At 35.4% G+C, this 16,165-nt stretch carries 15 protein-coding genes; 13 read left to right on the top strand and 2 right to left on the bottom strand.

Annotation, left to right across the window (positions count from 1 at the left end):
- Position 1: 1 nt before the first annotated feature.
- The 3 genes from SYO3AOP1_RS06015 to SYO3AOP1_RS06025 all read left to right on the top strand — a co-directional run bounded on the left by SYO3AOP1_RS06015 (position 2) and on the right by SYO3AOP1_RS06025 (position 2,248).
- Positions 2–1,381, top strand: a complete 1,380-nt coding sequence (locus SYO3AOP1_RS06015; protein ID WP_012459843.1) for a sigma-54 dependent transcriptional regulator — start codon at positions 2–4, stop codon at positions 1,379–1,381.
- 373 nt (positions 1,382–1,754) lie between these two features.
- Entirely contained in the window at positions 1,755–1,997 is a 243-nt protein-coding gene (rpsP, locus tag SYO3AOP1_RS06020) for a 30S ribosomal protein S16 (RefSeq protein ID WP_012459844.1), read from the top strand.
- Between the two features lie 11 nt (positions 1,998–2,008).
- Entirely contained in the window at positions 2,009–2,248 is a 240-nt protein-coding gene (locus SYO3AOP1_RS06025) for a KH domain-containing protein (protein ID WP_012459845.1), read from the top strand.
- 204 nt (positions 2,249–2,452) lie between these two features.
- Here SYO3AOP1_RS06025 and SYO3AOP1_RS06030 read toward each other — a convergent pair whose 3' ends face one another.
- Together SYO3AOP1_RS06030 and SYO3AOP1_RS06035 are read right to left on the bottom strand one after the other, a co-directional pair.
- Positions 2,453–2,680, bottom strand: a complete 228-nt coding sequence (locus tag SYO3AOP1_RS06030; protein WP_012459846.1) for a hypothetical protein — start codon at positions 2,678–2,680, stop codon at positions 2,453–2,455.
- A complete protein-coding gene (locus SYO3AOP1_RS06035) occupies positions 2,677–5,058 on the bottom strand; it encodes a DNA topoisomerase (ATP-hydrolyzing) (RefSeq protein ID WP_012459847.1) in 2,382 nt (793 codons plus the stop codon). The genes SYO3AOP1_RS06030 and SYO3AOP1_RS06035 overlap by 4 nt, the downstream gene beginning before the upstream one ends.
- Positions 5,059–5,756: 698 nt before the next feature.
- Here SYO3AOP1_RS06035 and SYO3AOP1_RS06040 point away from each other — a divergent pair.
- From SYO3AOP1_RS06040 to nrfD, 10 genes are all read left to right on the top strand, one after another.
- The gene (locus SYO3AOP1_RS06040; RefSeq protein ID WP_012459848.1) at positions 5,757–6,674 is read left to right on the top strand and encodes a sulfurtransferase; all 918 of its coding nucleotides are present in this window, start codon (positions 5,757–5,759) and stop codon (positions 6,672–6,674) included.
- Positions 6,675–6,732: 58 nt separating this feature from the next.
- The gene (locus SYO3AOP1_RS06045) at positions 6,733–7,854 is read left to right on the top strand and encodes a YeeE/YedE thiosulfate transporter family protein (protein WP_012459849.1); all 1,122 of its coding nucleotides are present in this window, start codon (positions 6,733–6,735) and stop codon (positions 7,852–7,854) included.
- A 12-nt stretch (positions 7,855–7,866) separates the two neighbouring features.
- A complete protein-coding gene (locus SYO3AOP1_RS09440) occupies positions 7,867–8,016 on the top strand; it encodes a hypothetical protein (RefSeq protein WP_007547309.1) in 150 nt (49 codons plus the stop codon).
- Positions 8,013–8,504: a rhodanese-like domain-containing protein gene (locus SYO3AOP1_RS06050; RefSeq protein WP_012459850.1), complete on the top strand. Its 492-nt coding sequence runs from the start codon at positions 8,013–8,015 to the stop codon at positions 8,502–8,504. Before SYO3AOP1_RS09440 ends, SYO3AOP1_RS06050 begins: the two co-directional genes overlap by 4 nt.
- A gap of 22 nt (positions 8,505–8,526) precedes the next feature.
- Positions 8,527–11,415, top strand: a complete 2,889-nt coding sequence (locus SYO3AOP1_RS06055) for a molybdopterin-dependent oxidoreductase (protein ID WP_012459851.1) — start codon at positions 8,527–8,529, stop codon at positions 11,413–11,415.
- Between the two features lie 13 nt (positions 11,416–11,428).
- On the top strand, positions 11,429–12,577 hold the full coding sequence (locus SYO3AOP1_RS06060) for a 4Fe-4S dicluster domain-containing protein (RefSeq protein WP_012459852.1): 1,149 nt from the start codon (positions 11,429–11,431) through the stop codon (positions 12,575–12,577).
- Positions 12,578–12,604: 27 nt separating this feature from the next.
- Complete coding sequence (locus SYO3AOP1_RS06065; protein WP_012459853.1) at positions 12,605–13,738, top strand: c-type cytochrome; 1,134 nt, start codon at positions 12,605–12,607, stop codon at positions 13,736–13,738.
- A 16-nt stretch (positions 13,739–13,754) separates the two neighbouring features.
- Positions 13,755–14,156 carry a hypothetical protein gene (locus SYO3AOP1_RS06070; protein ID WP_012459854.1) on the top strand — a complete coding sequence of 134 codons (402 nt, stop codon included), beginning with the start codon at positions 13,755–13,757 and terminating at the stop codon, positions 14,154–14,156.
- A 474-nt stretch (positions 14,157–14,630) separates the two neighbouring features.
- A complete protein-coding gene (locus SYO3AOP1_RS06075; protein ID WP_012459855.1) occupies positions 14,631–15,266 on the top strand; it encodes a 4Fe-4S dicluster domain-containing protein in 636 nt (211 codons plus the stop codon).
- A 2-nt stretch (positions 15,267–15,268) separates the two neighbouring features.
- Positions 15,269–16,150 (top strand): NrfD/PsrC family molybdoenzyme membrane anchor subunit, encoded by an 882-nt coding sequence (gene nrfD / locus SYO3AOP1_RS06080; protein WP_012459856.1) that lies wholly within the window; start codon positions 15,269–15,271, stop codon positions 16,148–16,150.
- Positions 16,151–16,165: the final 15 nt, after the last annotated feature.

The following is a 16,165-nucleotide window of genomic DNA, read 5'->3' on the forward strand; positions in this document are numbered from 1 at the left end:
AATGCTAAAAGCTTTAATCTTTGAAGATGAAAAAACCACAAGAAATGTACTAAAAAGAATCTTACATAAAGAAAACGTCGAAGCATACGAATTTGAAGAAGCACCAAAAGATTTAAACGTAATATCACAGTATAAACCAGATTTTATATTTTTAGATATTGGTTTAAAAGGTTCTAATGGACTTGAGCTGCTGAAAAAAATAAGCACGTTAGAAGACCATCCGTACGTTGTAATCATCTCCGGTCATTCCGAGTATAAATATTTAATTGAAGCAATGAAGCATGGAGCCTATGACTACATCACAAAACCGTTTGATATAGAAAGGATAAAGCAGGTAATAAATGAGATAAAAGAGTGTTTAAAAGCAAAAGTAGTTTCAGAAGTTCCATCACAAGAGATTGTCGGAAAAAGTCCTGCAATGAGAGAAATTTTTAAGCTTGTTGGTAGAGCTGCTGTTTCTAACGACCCGGTAATAATAAGCGGAGAAAGTGGAACAGGTAAAGAAGTAATAGCAAATCTTATTCATAAACATTCAAACAGAGCTGACAAATCTTTTATAGCTTTAAACATGGCATCTATTCCAATAGGACTTATAGAAAGTGAACTGTTTGGCTACGAAAAAGGAGCTTTCACAGGAGCTGATAAAAGCAAAGAAGGAAAATTCCTGCAGGCAAACGGCGGAACAATCTTTTTAGATGAAATCGGAGAGATGCCATTAGAAGCACAAGCTAAGCTTTTAAGAGTATTACAAGAGATGGAAATTACGCCAATAGGAAGTAAAAAATCTTATAAAATTGATGTCAGAGTAATTGCGGCAACCAACAAAGATTTAATTAAACTTGTAGCAGAAGGAAAATTTAGAGAAGACTTATTTTATAGACTTTCTGTAATTGAGATTAAACTTCCACCACTTAGAGAAAGGAAGGAAGATATACCAGAACTCGTTGAGCTTTTTACCAAACAAGCATTAGAAAGATATAACCTAAAATCTGGTGGATTTACGCAAGAATCAATCAAATTTTTAGTAAACTACTCTTGGCCTGGTAATGTTAGGGAATTAAAAAATCTTGTATTTAAGCTTATTGCAATGTACAGAGAAAGACCAATCACACCAGACCTACTGCCGGCAAACATAAAAGGAGAAGAAGAGCAAACAGGAGATTGGAGAAGCGGATTTTTAACTGAAGTAAGAAAACTACTCACAAGAAAAAGAAAAAACATTTATATAAAACTAATAGAAGAAGCAGAGTATATATTGATAAAAGAAACATTAAAGTTTACAGAGGGGAATATATCTTTAGCATCTAAATATTTGGGGCTTCACAGAAACACAATCTCCAAGAAGATTAAAGATTTAGAAATAGATATTTACGAAGAGTAATAAGATTATATGGGAATGCTTGCAAAAATTAAAATCGTCATTCTGAGCGAAGAATCTCTTCTTTTTTCTCTCACTTATTCACTTACTCACTTTTTCACCTTTTCATAAGAGGAGATCCTTCGGCTTTACAGCCTCAGGATGGACAAGAAAAGGTAAACTTGCAAAAATTTTCGCAGCACTCTCAGATTATATGTCGACTGAAAAGTTCCGAAAATACTGAGATTCTTTACTTTAGCTGCAAAATGTTCATGTTAAATGTCAAATAGTAGTTTATTTTTACAGCCCTTGTTTACTTTAAAATGAAATTTTCATTTAAAGTAGAAATATATGATATAATTTTTAACTAAAATTCTTATAAAAGGAGGTTTATTTTTTGGTTAGAATAAGATTATCAAGAGCAGGTAGAAAAAAGCATCCAGTTTACAGAATGATTGTGGTAGATAGTAAAAAACCAAGAGAAACTAAAGCAATCGAGTATATTGGGACCTATGATCCAATATTAAAAACTGGAAATATTAATGTAAAAAAGGCTATGGAATGGATAAATAAAGGTGCACAGCCTTCTGAAAGAGCGCTAAAAATTCTCAAAGCTTTTGGATTAAATACTAATGCATAAGGAGGATGTAGATGAGCAAACTTACGGAAATCGTTGAGCAGATGGCAAAAGCTATCGTTGACCATCCAGAAAAAGTTGAAGTAAAAGAAATTGAAGGGGAAAAAGTAACAGTTATTGAATTAAAAGTTGCTCCGGAAGACCTTGGAAAAGTTATCGGAAAACAAGGTAGAACAGCAAGAGCGATGAGAGTAATCTTAGCCTCAGTTGCAAGAAAAGAAAATAAAAAAGCTGTCCTTGAAATTTTAGAATAAAAAAAGTTTGAGGGTCTAAAAGGACCCTCTATAGTTTTAGATATCTTTGTAATATTCCTAATATCCTTAAATAATGCAAGATTCAAATTATGCCATTCCAAAAGGACCGAGAAGTATTATTATCTATTAGTTTCCTATAAAATATACCTTGTTCGCGATGACGAGAAAAGTGATTAGTGACCGATGAGAAATTTTATCAACTTCTTACTTCACATCCTTTTCACTTTCATCTTTCTTATTAAAACTCAAATACAGATTATATCCGGAAACGTAAACAATAACACCGCCAGCTATTACAGGAAATAGAGAAACTAAAATTTTTGCAATAGCCAGTCCCGGATCCGAAAAATTAACGTTAAAAATGTATGGCAAATTGTTAAAAATTGCATAAAGTCCTATTATTATGCCAAGTATATATAAAACTCTTATCATTCTTTGCTTTCTTCAAAAAGTGGAAGTTTTAACACATTCACAATTCTATCGGCTTCAAATTTAAATAAATTTTTACCCAAGGATGTTCTCTTTTCAACAGGTATTGTTTCTTTATCAATTTTTAACTTTAAGAGTTTGCCATGTTTTGTATTAATCAACACTTCATCAGATTTATTAACAGGTAATATTGAGACTACATAATCGTCTTTGTTTAATTTTACTGCCAAAAGACCTTTTTGTGCTCTTTTCTTGATTGGAAACTCTGTTTTTTCTACAAGCTTCATATAACCAAAAGAAGTAGATATGAGTAGATATTCATGACCATTTAAGAAAAATGCTCCGGCTACTTCATCATTTTCATCTAAATCAATAGCTTCTACGCCTTTTGCCTTATCTCCTGTAATTCTTACTTCATTTCTTTCAAATAAGAGTAAATCTGCATTTTTTGTGTAAATTCCAATGTAGGAAGGATGTCTATCTGCAACTGCCACTACAAGCTCATCACCTTCGTTTAACGGCATTACCGTGTGTCCTTGTGACTTATAGAATATATCTTCATCAGACATTCTTTTGATAATACCTTTCTTTGTTATTAAAAATACTCTGTTTTCTTCACCCTCTCCTTGATAAGCTGTTCCAACGATTTCACCTTCAATATTTAGCTTATCTTCGCCCTTTGGAAGGTCTATAACTAAGCTCCAATAAGCTTTTCCATCTTTTGTAAAGAAAGCAATCGGTTTAGACCCTTCTACTTCTTGAATAGAGACTATCTTTTCTCCTTCCGTTAAAGATATTGACAGGCTATTGATAATTCTTTGTAAAATGTCAGCTTTTGAAGTTTCATCTTCTACTTTATAATTAACAATTCTTCCTGTATTTAAAATGGCAAACATGAAATGTTCTTTAAATGTAAGCTCTTTTTCTGTTGCGATGGTTGTTTTTCTTTGGTCTCCATATTTTCTAACTAACTCATCAGTCTCTTCGATGAATACTTTGATTTTCTCATTATCGCTTGAAAGAATTTGTTTATATCTTTCTATTTTTTGTTTTAACTCTATGCTTTCATCTTTTAATTTTTGAGTTTCTAAGGATGTAAATCTTGATAATCTCATGTCAAGAATAGCGTTTGCCTGTGTTTCAGATAGGTTAAATTGTGATGTAAGCAGCTGTCTTGCTTGTGCTGTATCCTTGGATGAACGAACTATTTCAATAACTTTATCTGCATTTTCTAAGGCTGTAATCAGCCCTTCTACAATATGTAGTCTGTTTTCTGCTTTTTCTAATTCAAATAACGTCCTTCTTGTTATAATTTCTATTCTGTGTTTTATAAATTCTTGAAGCAATTCTTTTAAATTCAATACTCTTGGCTGTTTATCTACTAACACTGTTAAATTTACAGGAAAGTTCTTTTCAAGAGGCGTGCTTTTGTATAGTTTCTTCAAGACTTTTTCAGCGTCTGCATCTCTTTTTAACTCTATTACAATTCTAATTCCTGTTCTGTCTGATTCATCTCTTAGGTCTGATATTCCTTTTTCTTTTCCTGTTCTAACAAGCTCCGCTATTTTTTTGATAAGTTCAACTTTGTTAACTTGGTATGGAATTTCATAGATAACTATCCTTTGTCTGTTCCCCGGCAGCTTTTCTATTCTTGCTTTACCTTTTATTGTTATTGAACCTCTTGATGATTTGTATATATCAATTAGCTCTTCTTTGGTGTTTGTGATTACTCCACCTGTTGGAAAATCCGGTCCTTTTATAAAGTTAAACAGCTCTTCTATGGTAGCATCCGGAAATTCTGCCAAGTATTTTAAAGCTTCTGCCACTTCTGTAAAGTTATGGGGTGGAATGCTTGTAGCAAGCCCTACTGCAATACCTGTTGTTCCATTACATATTAAATTTGGAAATTTTGAAGGTAATACCGTAGGCTCTTCTAATGAAGCATCAAAGTTAGGCATCATATCAACGGTGTTTTTATCTATATCTTCAAGCATTTCAACAGCCAATTTTGTTAACCTTGCTTCTGTATAACGCATTGCAGCAGGCGGGTCGCCGTCTATTGAACCAAAGTTCCCTTGACCTTCTATTAACGGATATCTCATTGTAAAATCTTGTGCCATTCTTACAAGTGCATCATAAACAGACGCATCACCATGTGGATGGAATTTACCAAGTGTTTCCCCTACAACTCTTGCAGACTTTTTATATGGTTTGTTTGGAAGTAAACCCAGCTCATACATAGAGTATAAAATTCTTCTTTGAACTGGTTTTAAGCCATCTCTAACATCCGGAATGGCCCTACCAGCAATAACCGACATTGCATAATCTATATAAGCACTTTTAACTTCCTCTTCTATCGGAACTTTTTTAATATCTTCCATTCCTGTAAAAACTCCTTTGTTTTAAATCTCTAATAATTTATTTATTATAACATTTTCACAATACCTTGGGTGAGAAATTTAAGACTTATGTCCTCAGGATAACAGCGAAAGGTTGAATGATAAGTATCAGAGAAAAGATAGCCTTATTTGTCATTCTGAGCGATAGCGAAGAATCTCATTTCCTCACTTTTTTAAAACATGAGATCCTTCACTTCGCTGTTGGATGACAGAGAAAAAATTAACGTCAATCTGAAGCTATGCGAAGAATCTCCTTTTTATTGAATTTCTCACTCCGACCTATTAGATATCTTAACGAAGAATATTAATTAATTTGTCAAAATCTCAACTCTCACTTTTTCACTTTCTCACTTACTCACCGAACTTACATAACTTATAGCTAAATTTTTCAAACAATGTTTTATTTTGTATTAATAAAAGAAAAGAGTGTATTTCATTTTGAAATGTTATTTTTCATTTTTAAATATGCTTATATTCAAATAATTGAATAAGTTAATACTTACTAATTAAACGAAAGATTATGCATTTAAATATTAAAATTTCTTAACAATTGGCACGATTTTTGATTATATAATAAACAAGACTTCAAAAGAATAGGTTTTGGTTAGTATTTGACAACCAAGCACTAATAATGAGATATTAATATTTGAATACTATTAATTTTTATAGGAGGTTTTCAGATGAAAAAAGTTTTAACACTCGCAGCAGCAGGTTTACTTGCAGTGTCAGCATCATCAAAAGCGGCTGACTTACTTATCTCTGTAGACCAAGCAAAAGACTTGGTTGGAAAGGCAGTATTTGTAAACGGAGATGACCCAAAAGTATTCGCACAGGGTCATATTCCTGGGTCTGTTAACGCATTTGCTCACGACCTTCACTACTTGGATGATATTAAAAAGTGTGGTGGTCTTCCAATGTGCGAGAAAAATGCACAAAAGGTTATCAGCGAACTTGGTATCAGCAATAGCTCTCACGTTATAGCTTATGACGATGGTAAAGGTCCAAACGCTTCTGGTGTATGGTTTTTCTTATACTTATACGGCGTAGACAACGTTCAAATGTTAGATGGTGGATTTGCTACTTGGAAAGCAAAAGGCTTACCAGTAGAAACAGGGCCAGCTAAAAAACCAGCTCCTGGAAAGTTTACTGTTAAAGTAAGAAAAGAAATTCTTGCTACAAAAGATGAAGTTTTAAAAGCTTCAAAAGACCCAAATTACGTTATTTTAGATGCAAGAAGATTTGAAGAATACACTGGAAAAACATTGTTAGAGGCATTAGAAGCCCCTGGAAAACATAAACAAGTTGAAAGAGGTGGTCATATACCTGGAGCTAAGTTCTTCGAATGGAAAAAAGTTGCAGGAAACCCTAACGGTGAACCTGACAAACCATTATTCAAGCCAGTTGACCAAATTAAAAAACAACTTGAAAGAGCTGGAATTACTCCAGATAAAACTGTTATTTCTTACTGTCACGTAGGTTTAGGTAGAGGTTCGTTCGTGTATGCCGCTTTAAAATTAGCTGGATATCCAAAAGCTAAGGTTTACGTTGGTTCTTGGGACGAATGGGGTAACGATAAATTTTTACCAATCGAACAATAATTAGTCAATCAAGCCGGCTTTACGCCGGCTTCACATATTTTTCAAGGAGGTTAGTATCATGGAACATTCAAATCATTTAATCATGGGAATAATAACAGGAATGCTTTTTGGTATCGTTTTATTCAAAGTAGGAGCGGTTAGATATTCAAGAGTTGAAGGTATGCTTTTACTTAGAGATTTAAAAATAATGAAGTTTGCCTTTACAGGGATAGCGACCGCTTCTATCATTTACGGATTAGCTGATATTCTTGGATTTGCAGAAAGTACAAATTTAATTCCAAGAATAATGCCATATATGGGTGTTGCTCATATTATCGGTGGTATTATGTTTGGAATAGCTATGGCTTCTGCTGGTTTTTGTCCTGGAACTTGTGTTGCGAGGGTAGGAGCTGGTAAGTTTATATCTGCGGCGGGTGTCATCGGGTTGATTATCGGCGTTTTAATCTACAACGCAATACAACCATCATTGGTTGAAGCTGGTATTCTCGGAAACAAACAAGACCTTACATTATATGGTGTTTCAGGTGTATCTTATGGACCTTTAGCTGTTGTATGGGGTGTGTTATTCTTAATTTTTGCATTAATAGCTGATTATGTAGACCCGGCTAAAAAGTTTTATCAAGAAAAATTTAGTCTAAATCTTATAAAAGATGAGTGGCATTGGGCATTAGGTGGAGTTGCGGCTGGTTCTATAATTGCATGGGCTACAGCTCAGGGCGAATATCTTGGATTTTCTGGTGCTTTACTTGCTTTAGTTGGATGGGTTGCAGATTCCCTTGGACATCCATTATCAAACGTTGTTCCTAAGGTAACAGAAGGTATTATTTGGCACGCAGGTTTAATCATTGGTGTATTACCAGGAGCATTTTTAGCTGCAATCATCTCCGGTAAATTTAAGTTTGACCCGGTTCCACCAGCTTTTGCTCAAGTTGCCCCTATGCCATGGGTAAGAATGATCCTTGTTTTCTTTGCTGGAATGTTCTTGGCGATTGGTGCGTTAATCGGCGGTGGATGTACAACGGGAGCATTCTTAGCAGCATATCCTACATTATCTATCGGTAGTATGGTTATGTCTGGAACCTACTTTATAGTTGGAGTCTTAACAGCAAACCTTATTTACATGGGAAGATGGTCAAGATTTATTGAAGCTAAAAAAGCATCAGAAGAAGTATACGACTAAGAGGTGAGAAAGATGAGTATGACAGAAAGACTTTTATTTTGGATTGCAATTATAGTTTTAATAGTTGCAACCTTTGGAGTTAAAGGAAAAGTTGATAACTTAGAAAAACAGCTTTCTCAAGTAAGTCAGCAACAACCTGCTAACGGAGGCAACCAGCAATGAACCCTAAAATTGAAAGAAGCGTATATATAGTAGTCATCTTAGTTTTAGCATTCGTTCTTTTTACACTTGGTAAGAAAGAAGTTGAACTTAAAAAGCAAATACCTATAACCGCAGAAGAGCTTTATAAAAAACTTTCAAATCCAAAAATTAAGGTACAAATTATAGACGTGAGAGAGTTAACTTCAAGCGATGAAGTTGGTGGCTATGAAGACTCAAGAATACCAGGTGCATTACCATTTCCAAACTGTGATGAATCTAAAATGACAACTGAAAACCTAAAAGAAGCATTAAAAAGAATTAATCCGTATGTTTACACTGTGATCGTTTCTACAGATGGAAATCAGGAGATATTTAAAAAATGTGCATCTAAATTTACAAACGTTCAAAATCTTGCCGGCGGTATGAAGGCATGGCAGGATGCTGGATTACCGGATGAATCTGGCGAATACACTCCACCAAAAGCAGGTGGCGGTGGCGGTTGTTTATAAAAATACCATAGGAGGTTTTTAGATGGCGATCTCAAGAAGGGACTTTTTAAAAGTAATGTCAGCAACAGGTGGAGCTTTAGGTCTTGGGTCAAGCGAGGCTTTTGCTAAAGCTAAAGCTGTTGTAGTAGATGACCCAAGAGCATCTTATCCAAACGGCTCTTTTGTTGAAAATATGTACAGAAGAGAGTTTGCATATACTTATGGAAAGAAAGAAGAGCATGGTACTGCTTATCACTGCGTAAACTGTCAAGGAAACTGTGCTTGGGATGTATGGGTTCAAAACGGTATAGTTACAAGAGAAAACCAAGCTGCTAACTATCCACAAATCAACCCAAAAATTCCTGATGCTAACCCAAGGGGATGTAACAAAGGCGTTCAACACTCTCAAGTAATGTATGAAAAAGACAGAATTCTCTATCCAATGAAAAGAGTCGGAGCGAGAGGAGAAGGTAAGTGGAAAAGAATATCTTGGGATGAAGCAATAACAGAAGTTGCAACAAGAATTTATGAAACTATGCTTACAAAAGGACCAGCTGGAAACTACATCCACGTTGGTGCTGGTATGCTTACAGAGGCAAGAGCAGCTTCTGGTAAAAGACTTGGAACACTTCTTGGTGCTGTTAGACCTTACATAGCTTCTTACGTTGGTGATATGTTCCCTGGCGTTTCCTTAGTATACGGCGAAGGAAACATTGGATTTTCTTACGATTTTGTATACACTGCAAACGTTCAAATCTGGTGGGGTATGGACCCTAACAAAACAAGAATTCCGGATGCTCACTGGGTATGGGAAGGAAAATACAACGGTGGAAAAGTAATCGTTATCACTCCAGACTTTAACGCTACTGCAAAAGGAGCTGATTTATGGGTGCCGGTTAGAGCCGGATACGATGGTTTCTTAGCAATGTCTATCATCAACGAAATTATTCAACAAAAGCTTTACAAACCAAACTTTATAAAAGTGTTCACAGATCTACCATTCTTAGTAAGATTAGATAACAAAAAACTATTAAGACTTTCTGATATTGACACAAACGACCCAATGTTTGATAAAGAAGTCTTCCATGTTATGGAAGAAAAAGCACATGGAAAAGAATTTGAAGCAGATGCTGTTTTCTTAGCTTATAACCTTAAAAACGGTAAATTTACAATCATGCCGGGTTCTGAAGGAAACCCAGTTAAAACATTGAGACTAAAAGATTTAGGTTGGGATATTGACCCAGCGTTAGAAGGTGTATATGAAGTTAAGTTAAAAGACGGTTCAAAGGTAAAAGTTACACCTGTATTTGAATTGGTTAAAGCAGAAGCAGCTAAATTCCCGGCTGAGAAAACATTTAAATTAACAAACGTTCATCCAAAAATCGTTCAACAGCTTGCAAGAGATATAGCTCTTCCAAAAGTAGCGTTTATATCTATGGGATTTACAATCGGTAAATACTTTAATGGTATGTTAACCCAAAGGGCTATTGCTTCTATTACTCCTTTATGTGGAAGGCTTGGACCTTATGGTGGATTTAACTCGGAAAATGAGTGGTCTATATCTGGTTTAGCTAAGATCTCTGGTTTTGCAGGAAAGTATAAAGAAAGATTCGCATCCGGTTTTGTAAGCGAATTTGTTCTTGGAAATATGATGCAGGACTTTGATAAGCTCTATGAAGAGGATACATTCAAAGAATCTATGGGAATGTCTAAGGAAGAGTATAAAAAGCAAGTGAATGAAATGCTTTCTAAGTCTGAAGGCGACAAAGGAATCGGACATGGTAAATCTTACTGGAATGATGTAGAAACGTTCTTACTTTTTGCAGATGCCAGATTTAGAAGAAATAAAGGTTCTTCTTATAAAAAGGCATTCTTTGAAAAGGCTAAATTTATTGCTTATGTAGATTTTAGAATGTCTGATTTTGCAAACTATGCAGACATTTTACTTCCTGCAAAGTCTCACTATGAAGTTTGGGACCTAAGAACAAACCCAGGTTATCATAGATTTGCAAACCTTGCCCATCCTCCAGCAAACTTAAAACCAGTTGGCGAAGCTAAGTCTGAATGGGAAATTTGTACTATGATTGTTGAGAAAATTCAAGAAATAGCGACTAAAAAATACAAAGAAACAGGCGACCAAAAATATATTAAAATTCCAGACCCACAACTTTCTAAAACAGGATACAGAGACCTTGACACATTAGTTGAAGAATACACAATCGGTGGTCAGTTAAGAAACGACAGAGATGCTGTAGAGTTAGCATTAGAAAATACTGACCAGTTTAAGCCTAATACTATTGAATCTATGTTCAAAAGAGGCGGTTATTTAGTATTAAATGAAAAAGCTGGAAAATCTTCACCACTCTATCCAGATAAGCCATACAACGTATTTGAAAACAACCTTTTCTTATATGAAAGATTTGAAACATTGTCCGGAAGAATTACATACTACGTAGATGATGATTTATGGATACAGCAAGGAGCAAACGTTCCAACCGCTAAAGAACCTATCAGACCAAGAAGATTCCCATTTGTTCTCATGACACCACACGCAAGATGGTCAATCCACTCAACTTATAAGACATCTACTTTACTGCTTAGATTACAAAGAGGAAAGCCTTATGTAATGATAAATCCTGAGATTGCTAAGAAGAAAGGCATCAAAGATGGTGATGAAGTTAGAGTGTTTAACTCCCTTGGTGAGTTTTATGCTATGGCAAAAGTATATCCATCATGTCCAAAAGATGCAATTATATTGGAGCATGGTTGGGAACCATTCTTCTACAAAGGAAGAAAAGGGCACAACGAAACAGTAGCATCTCCGCTTAACTTACTTGAACTTTCTGATGGTTGGGGACACTTGAAGTTTGGTGGAAACTGGGATGGAAACCAACATGCGTATGAGACTTCAGTAGATGTTGAAAAAGCTTAAGGAGGTAAAATAGATGTCAAAAAGACAACTTGCAATGGTAATGGATTTAAATAAATGTATTGGTTGCCAAACTTGTACAGTAGCATGTAAGACACAGTGGACAAACAGAAATGGAAGAGAATACATGTACTGGAACAACGTTGAAACACACCCTGGTACAGGCTACCCAAGAAACTGGATGGAAGCTGGCGGTGGTTTTGACGAGGAAGGAAATTTAAGAGATGGAATTATCCCGGATATGGTATTAGATTATGGCGTACCATGGGATTACAACCACGACGAACTTTTCAATGGTGATTTACTAAAACCTAACACAGCTCCAGAATGGGGACCAAACTGGGATGAAGACGTTGGCGGTGGAGAGTATCCCAACTCTTACTTCTTCTACATTCCAAGAATTTGTAACCACTGCTCTAATCCAGGCTGTTTAGCTGCATGTCCAAGAGAGGCAATTTTTAAAAGAGAGCAAGACGGTATTGTTTTAGTAGACTTAGAAAGATGTCAAGGATACAGATACTGTATTGCAGGCTGTCCTTATAAAAAGATTTATTTTAACCCTAAGATATCTAAATCTGAAAAATGTATATTCTGCTTCCCGAGGGTTGAAAAAGGCTTACCTCCAGCATGTGCACATCAATGCGTAGGTAGAATAAGATTTGTAGGCTTTTTGGATGACGAAGAAGGACAAGTTTATAAACTTGTTCATAAGTATAAAGTTGCTTTACCTCTTAGACCAGACTTTGGAACACAGCCAAACGTTTACTACGTTCCGCCATTGTTTGACCCTCCAAAACTTGATGACAACATGGCTCCAATAGATAATTCAAGAAGAGTACCAATTGAATACTTAGAATTACTATTTGGAAAAGAAGTTCATCAAGCTCTTGAAACACTAAGAAAAGAAATGGAAAAGAGAGCAAGAGGAGAAGAGTCAGAGCTTATGGATATTCTTATCGCATACTCACATAGAGATATGTTCAGACTTGATAATAATTACTATCAACAAACAGCTGACAAAAAGTTAAAAGCTACAGAGTTCTTTAAAGTCATTGACCAAAGATACTTACAAGGTGCTAATACTAAGAAAGTTGAGATAAAAGATTACACTTTCCATGAAAAAGTATTGCCTTTACCTCCAAGAGAAGGTGGTCATGGACATTAACGCTTAAAATAAAGAAGGAGGAAACTGATGAAAAAGAAGCTAACATTGTTTGCTATATCAGCACTTGTTCTATCTTCAAACGCTGGGACGGACAACTTTAATGATGATGTTTTAGAGGCTAAGCAGCTATCAAAATTAGACGTTCAGACTTTATCTTCTGCTCCAGCAAAGAGAGTTATTTTATATCCACAGTACTCAGTTCGCTTAAATGATAAAAATGCTAATGGAATAGTTGAAAAAGAGCAACCTGTAGAAGCGGAAGTTGCAGTAGGTTATAATCAAAACGAAATAGGAATATTAATTAGATGGAAGGATGAGACTAAATCTGTTCAACCTGCTTTAGCTACTAACAAATACGGCGACGGTGTGGCTGTTGAATTTCCAACCGTTTATGGTAAAGGTAAAACTTTGGCTTATGTAGGTATGGGAGATGCTAACCACCCTGTAATGGTTTATTTAAAGAAAGCTGTTGAAGGAAAGGAATATAAAAAGTCCTTCATCTCAGAAGGTTTTGGAACAATGACGGAAATCGAAGAAAAAGGCTACAACTTTACAATGCAGTATGATGATTCTAAAAAAGAATGGACTGCTGTAATCGTAAAACCATTAAAAACTCCAGATTTAAACCTTGCATCCGGCATGGTTCCTGCTGCTTTTGCAGTTTATGATGGAAACAGTTTAAACAGGGATGGAAATAAGAAAATTTCTTCTTGGAAGTTTATAAAGATTGATAAGTTTAAAGCTGACCCAAGTTATGTAAAATACATTTCATGGGGATATGGAGAAATTGGAGACCCAGCAAGAGGAAAAGAGTTGATGGCTCAAAATGGCTGTAATGGTTGTCATAGATATGCAGACCAAAAAACAGCACCGGAAGGCTTAGCACCAAACTTATCTAAGATTGGCGGATATTCAAACCCTGCATACTTGAAAGAATCAATAATAAACCCTAATGATGTTGTGATTAAAAATCTAAACATAAACAGACATTACAACAAATCAGCTGAAAGAGATAAAAATGGAGCATATCCTAACAACGACATGTACACATGGTATATCAAGGGCGATAAAGGAAAATTACAGTCTAAAATGCCTCCATTTGCACATCTGTCTGAGAAAGATGTTGCCGACATCGTTGCTTATTTAAAGACTTTAAAGTGATTTAGGAGGTTGTATTATGAAAAAGATGATTTTATCAATATTATCAGCTGGCATATTGTCTTTTGGAATTGTTAATGCGGAAGAAGTAGGCGAAGATGTAGACCTTTCAAGTGCTGTTATTACTGCAAAATCTTGTGCAGAAAAAGCAAAACAAACAGGCAGCTTTGAGCTTTTATCAAGCTGTCCACCAGCAGAGGCTGCTCAATCTGGATATGTTATTTATGACGTAACAGAAAACACGTTTTATGCAATTGCTCCAAAGAACGTTTACTACTTTGAATTGGACGAAGGTTTTGGTGGAAACATTGACGCAAAGGGAAAAATTGTTTCTAAAGAAGGTGATTTGCCAGTCTTAGAAGTTCAAGAGTATAAAATCTCTCCTAAACCAAAACCTGGATTCTTTAAAGGTTGTTTATAAAGTTTTCAATCCCGGGATACTCCCGGGGTTTTTTAAAGTGAATAAGTGAGAGGATGGATAATTAAGGGAATAAATTTGCAGATATAAGAGAATTTAATACTTTTGGTGAGAAACTAGCGGTTTTTATAGAATTTAAAAAGGAGATCCTTCGGACTAAAGTCCTCAGGATGACAGCGAAAGGGTGATTGATAAACGTTAAAGGAAAGATAACCTAAGATGTCATTCTGAGCGTAAGCGAAGAATCTCCTGTTTTTTCTTTTAAAAAAACATTTAAGGAGGAGATCCTTCAGCCTTCGGCTTCAGGATGACAAGTAAACATCCGGCAGTGTCATTCTGAGTAATAGCGAAGAATCTCCTGCTTTTATTAAATTTCTCACCAGACTTATAATATTAGAATATTCAAATTTTAATATGTATTTGCAAAATAATAAGTAAGGGTAATAAAATAAAAGCAAATCAAAATGGAGGTCTGTTATGAGACTTGGATTTTTAGTTGATTTAAGCAGATGTATGGGATGCATGGCGTGTGCGGTCTCTTGTAAAGCTGAAAATGATGTTCCACTTCACAGCTGGAGACTAAGAGTTAAATACATTGACCAAGGCGAATTTCCTTATGTAAAAAGACATTTCGTACCTCTAAGATGTAATCACTGCGAAAACGCTCCATGTGAAAGAATCTGCCCTGTTAGTGCTTTACACTATTTACCAAACGGTATAGTTAACGTAGACCATAACAGATGTATCGGTTGTGCTTCTTGTATGATGGCATGTCCTTACAACGCTATATATATAGATCCAATAACAAACTCAGCTGATAAATGTACATACTGCGCCCATAGAATAGAAGTTGGCATGATGCCTGCTTGCGTAGTTGCATGTCCAACTCATGCAAATATCTTTGGAGACCTTGACGACCCAGAAAGTGAAATCTCTAAGTACCTAAAAGAACACAGAGATGTAATGGTAAGAAAGCCGGAGTTAAACACAAAACCAAAACATTTCTACGTTAGAGGTTCAACTGTTGCACTTGACCCATTAGCTTCTGAAAGACCTGAAGGGTACACTTTATTTACAGAAGTTAAATTCTTAGACCATATAGGAGGGCATTAATCATGTTGGGAGCAGAAGTAACTTTTGATGTTGCATTACCAAAGGTTGTTTGGGGATGGCTTGTTTCAACCAATATGTGGGCTAAAAGTATAGCAACAGGCTCTTTTTTAGTAGGATTATACTTCATTAGAAAATATCCAGAAAAAGATGCATTTTTTAGAAAATGGCTACCAATTCTTGGATTAATATTCATAGCGATAACACTTTTAGTAACGGTTTTAGACTTACACCACATGTTTAGATTCTGGAAAATCTTTGTATTTGCCCATTTTACATCAGCAGTTACACTTGGTGCTTGGGTGGTTTCTGCGTTTGTTATAGTTTTACTTTTATCTTTCTGGTCATGGATTACAGGAAACAGAAAATTGTTTGATAAAATCGCAATACCGGGATTTATCCTTGCCTTTTTCTCAACTATTTACACAGCCGGAATTATGGGAGAAGCAACAGCAAGAGAGCTTTGGGTATTTCCTGTAGAGTTGTTCCAAATGCTATTATCTGCTGTTTTAGCCGGCTCTGCAGCTTATCTACTCCTTATGCAAATATTCAACGTCCAAATGGAAGATATTAAGAGAGAATTAAGCTTTATTTTTATAGGCTCAGCGTTTTTATCTTCGGCAGGATATATTGGAGAGCTTTTATTTGCAAGAATGCACTCAGAATTTTCTCATAGAGCGGTTGAGATTTTAGCTTTTGGTGAACTTGCTCCTATGTTCTGGCTTGGAATGTTCCTTACGTTTATCATTCCAATAATATTAGTAGGAGTAGCTACAGAAAAGAGAAAGTATGAGTACCTAACCTTAGGCTCAATTTTAGCTTTGATAGGACTTTGGCTTATAAAGCATAGCTGGCTTTTAGCTCCTCAAATGCTTCCTTTAAGCTAATAAATTACGGAGGGA

Source organism: Sulfurihydrogenibium sp. YO3AOP1, from assembly GCF_000020325.1.
In the GTDB taxonomy this organism is placed as follows: Bacteria; Aquificota; Aquificia; order Aquificales; family Hydrogenothermaceae; genus Sulfurihydrogenibium.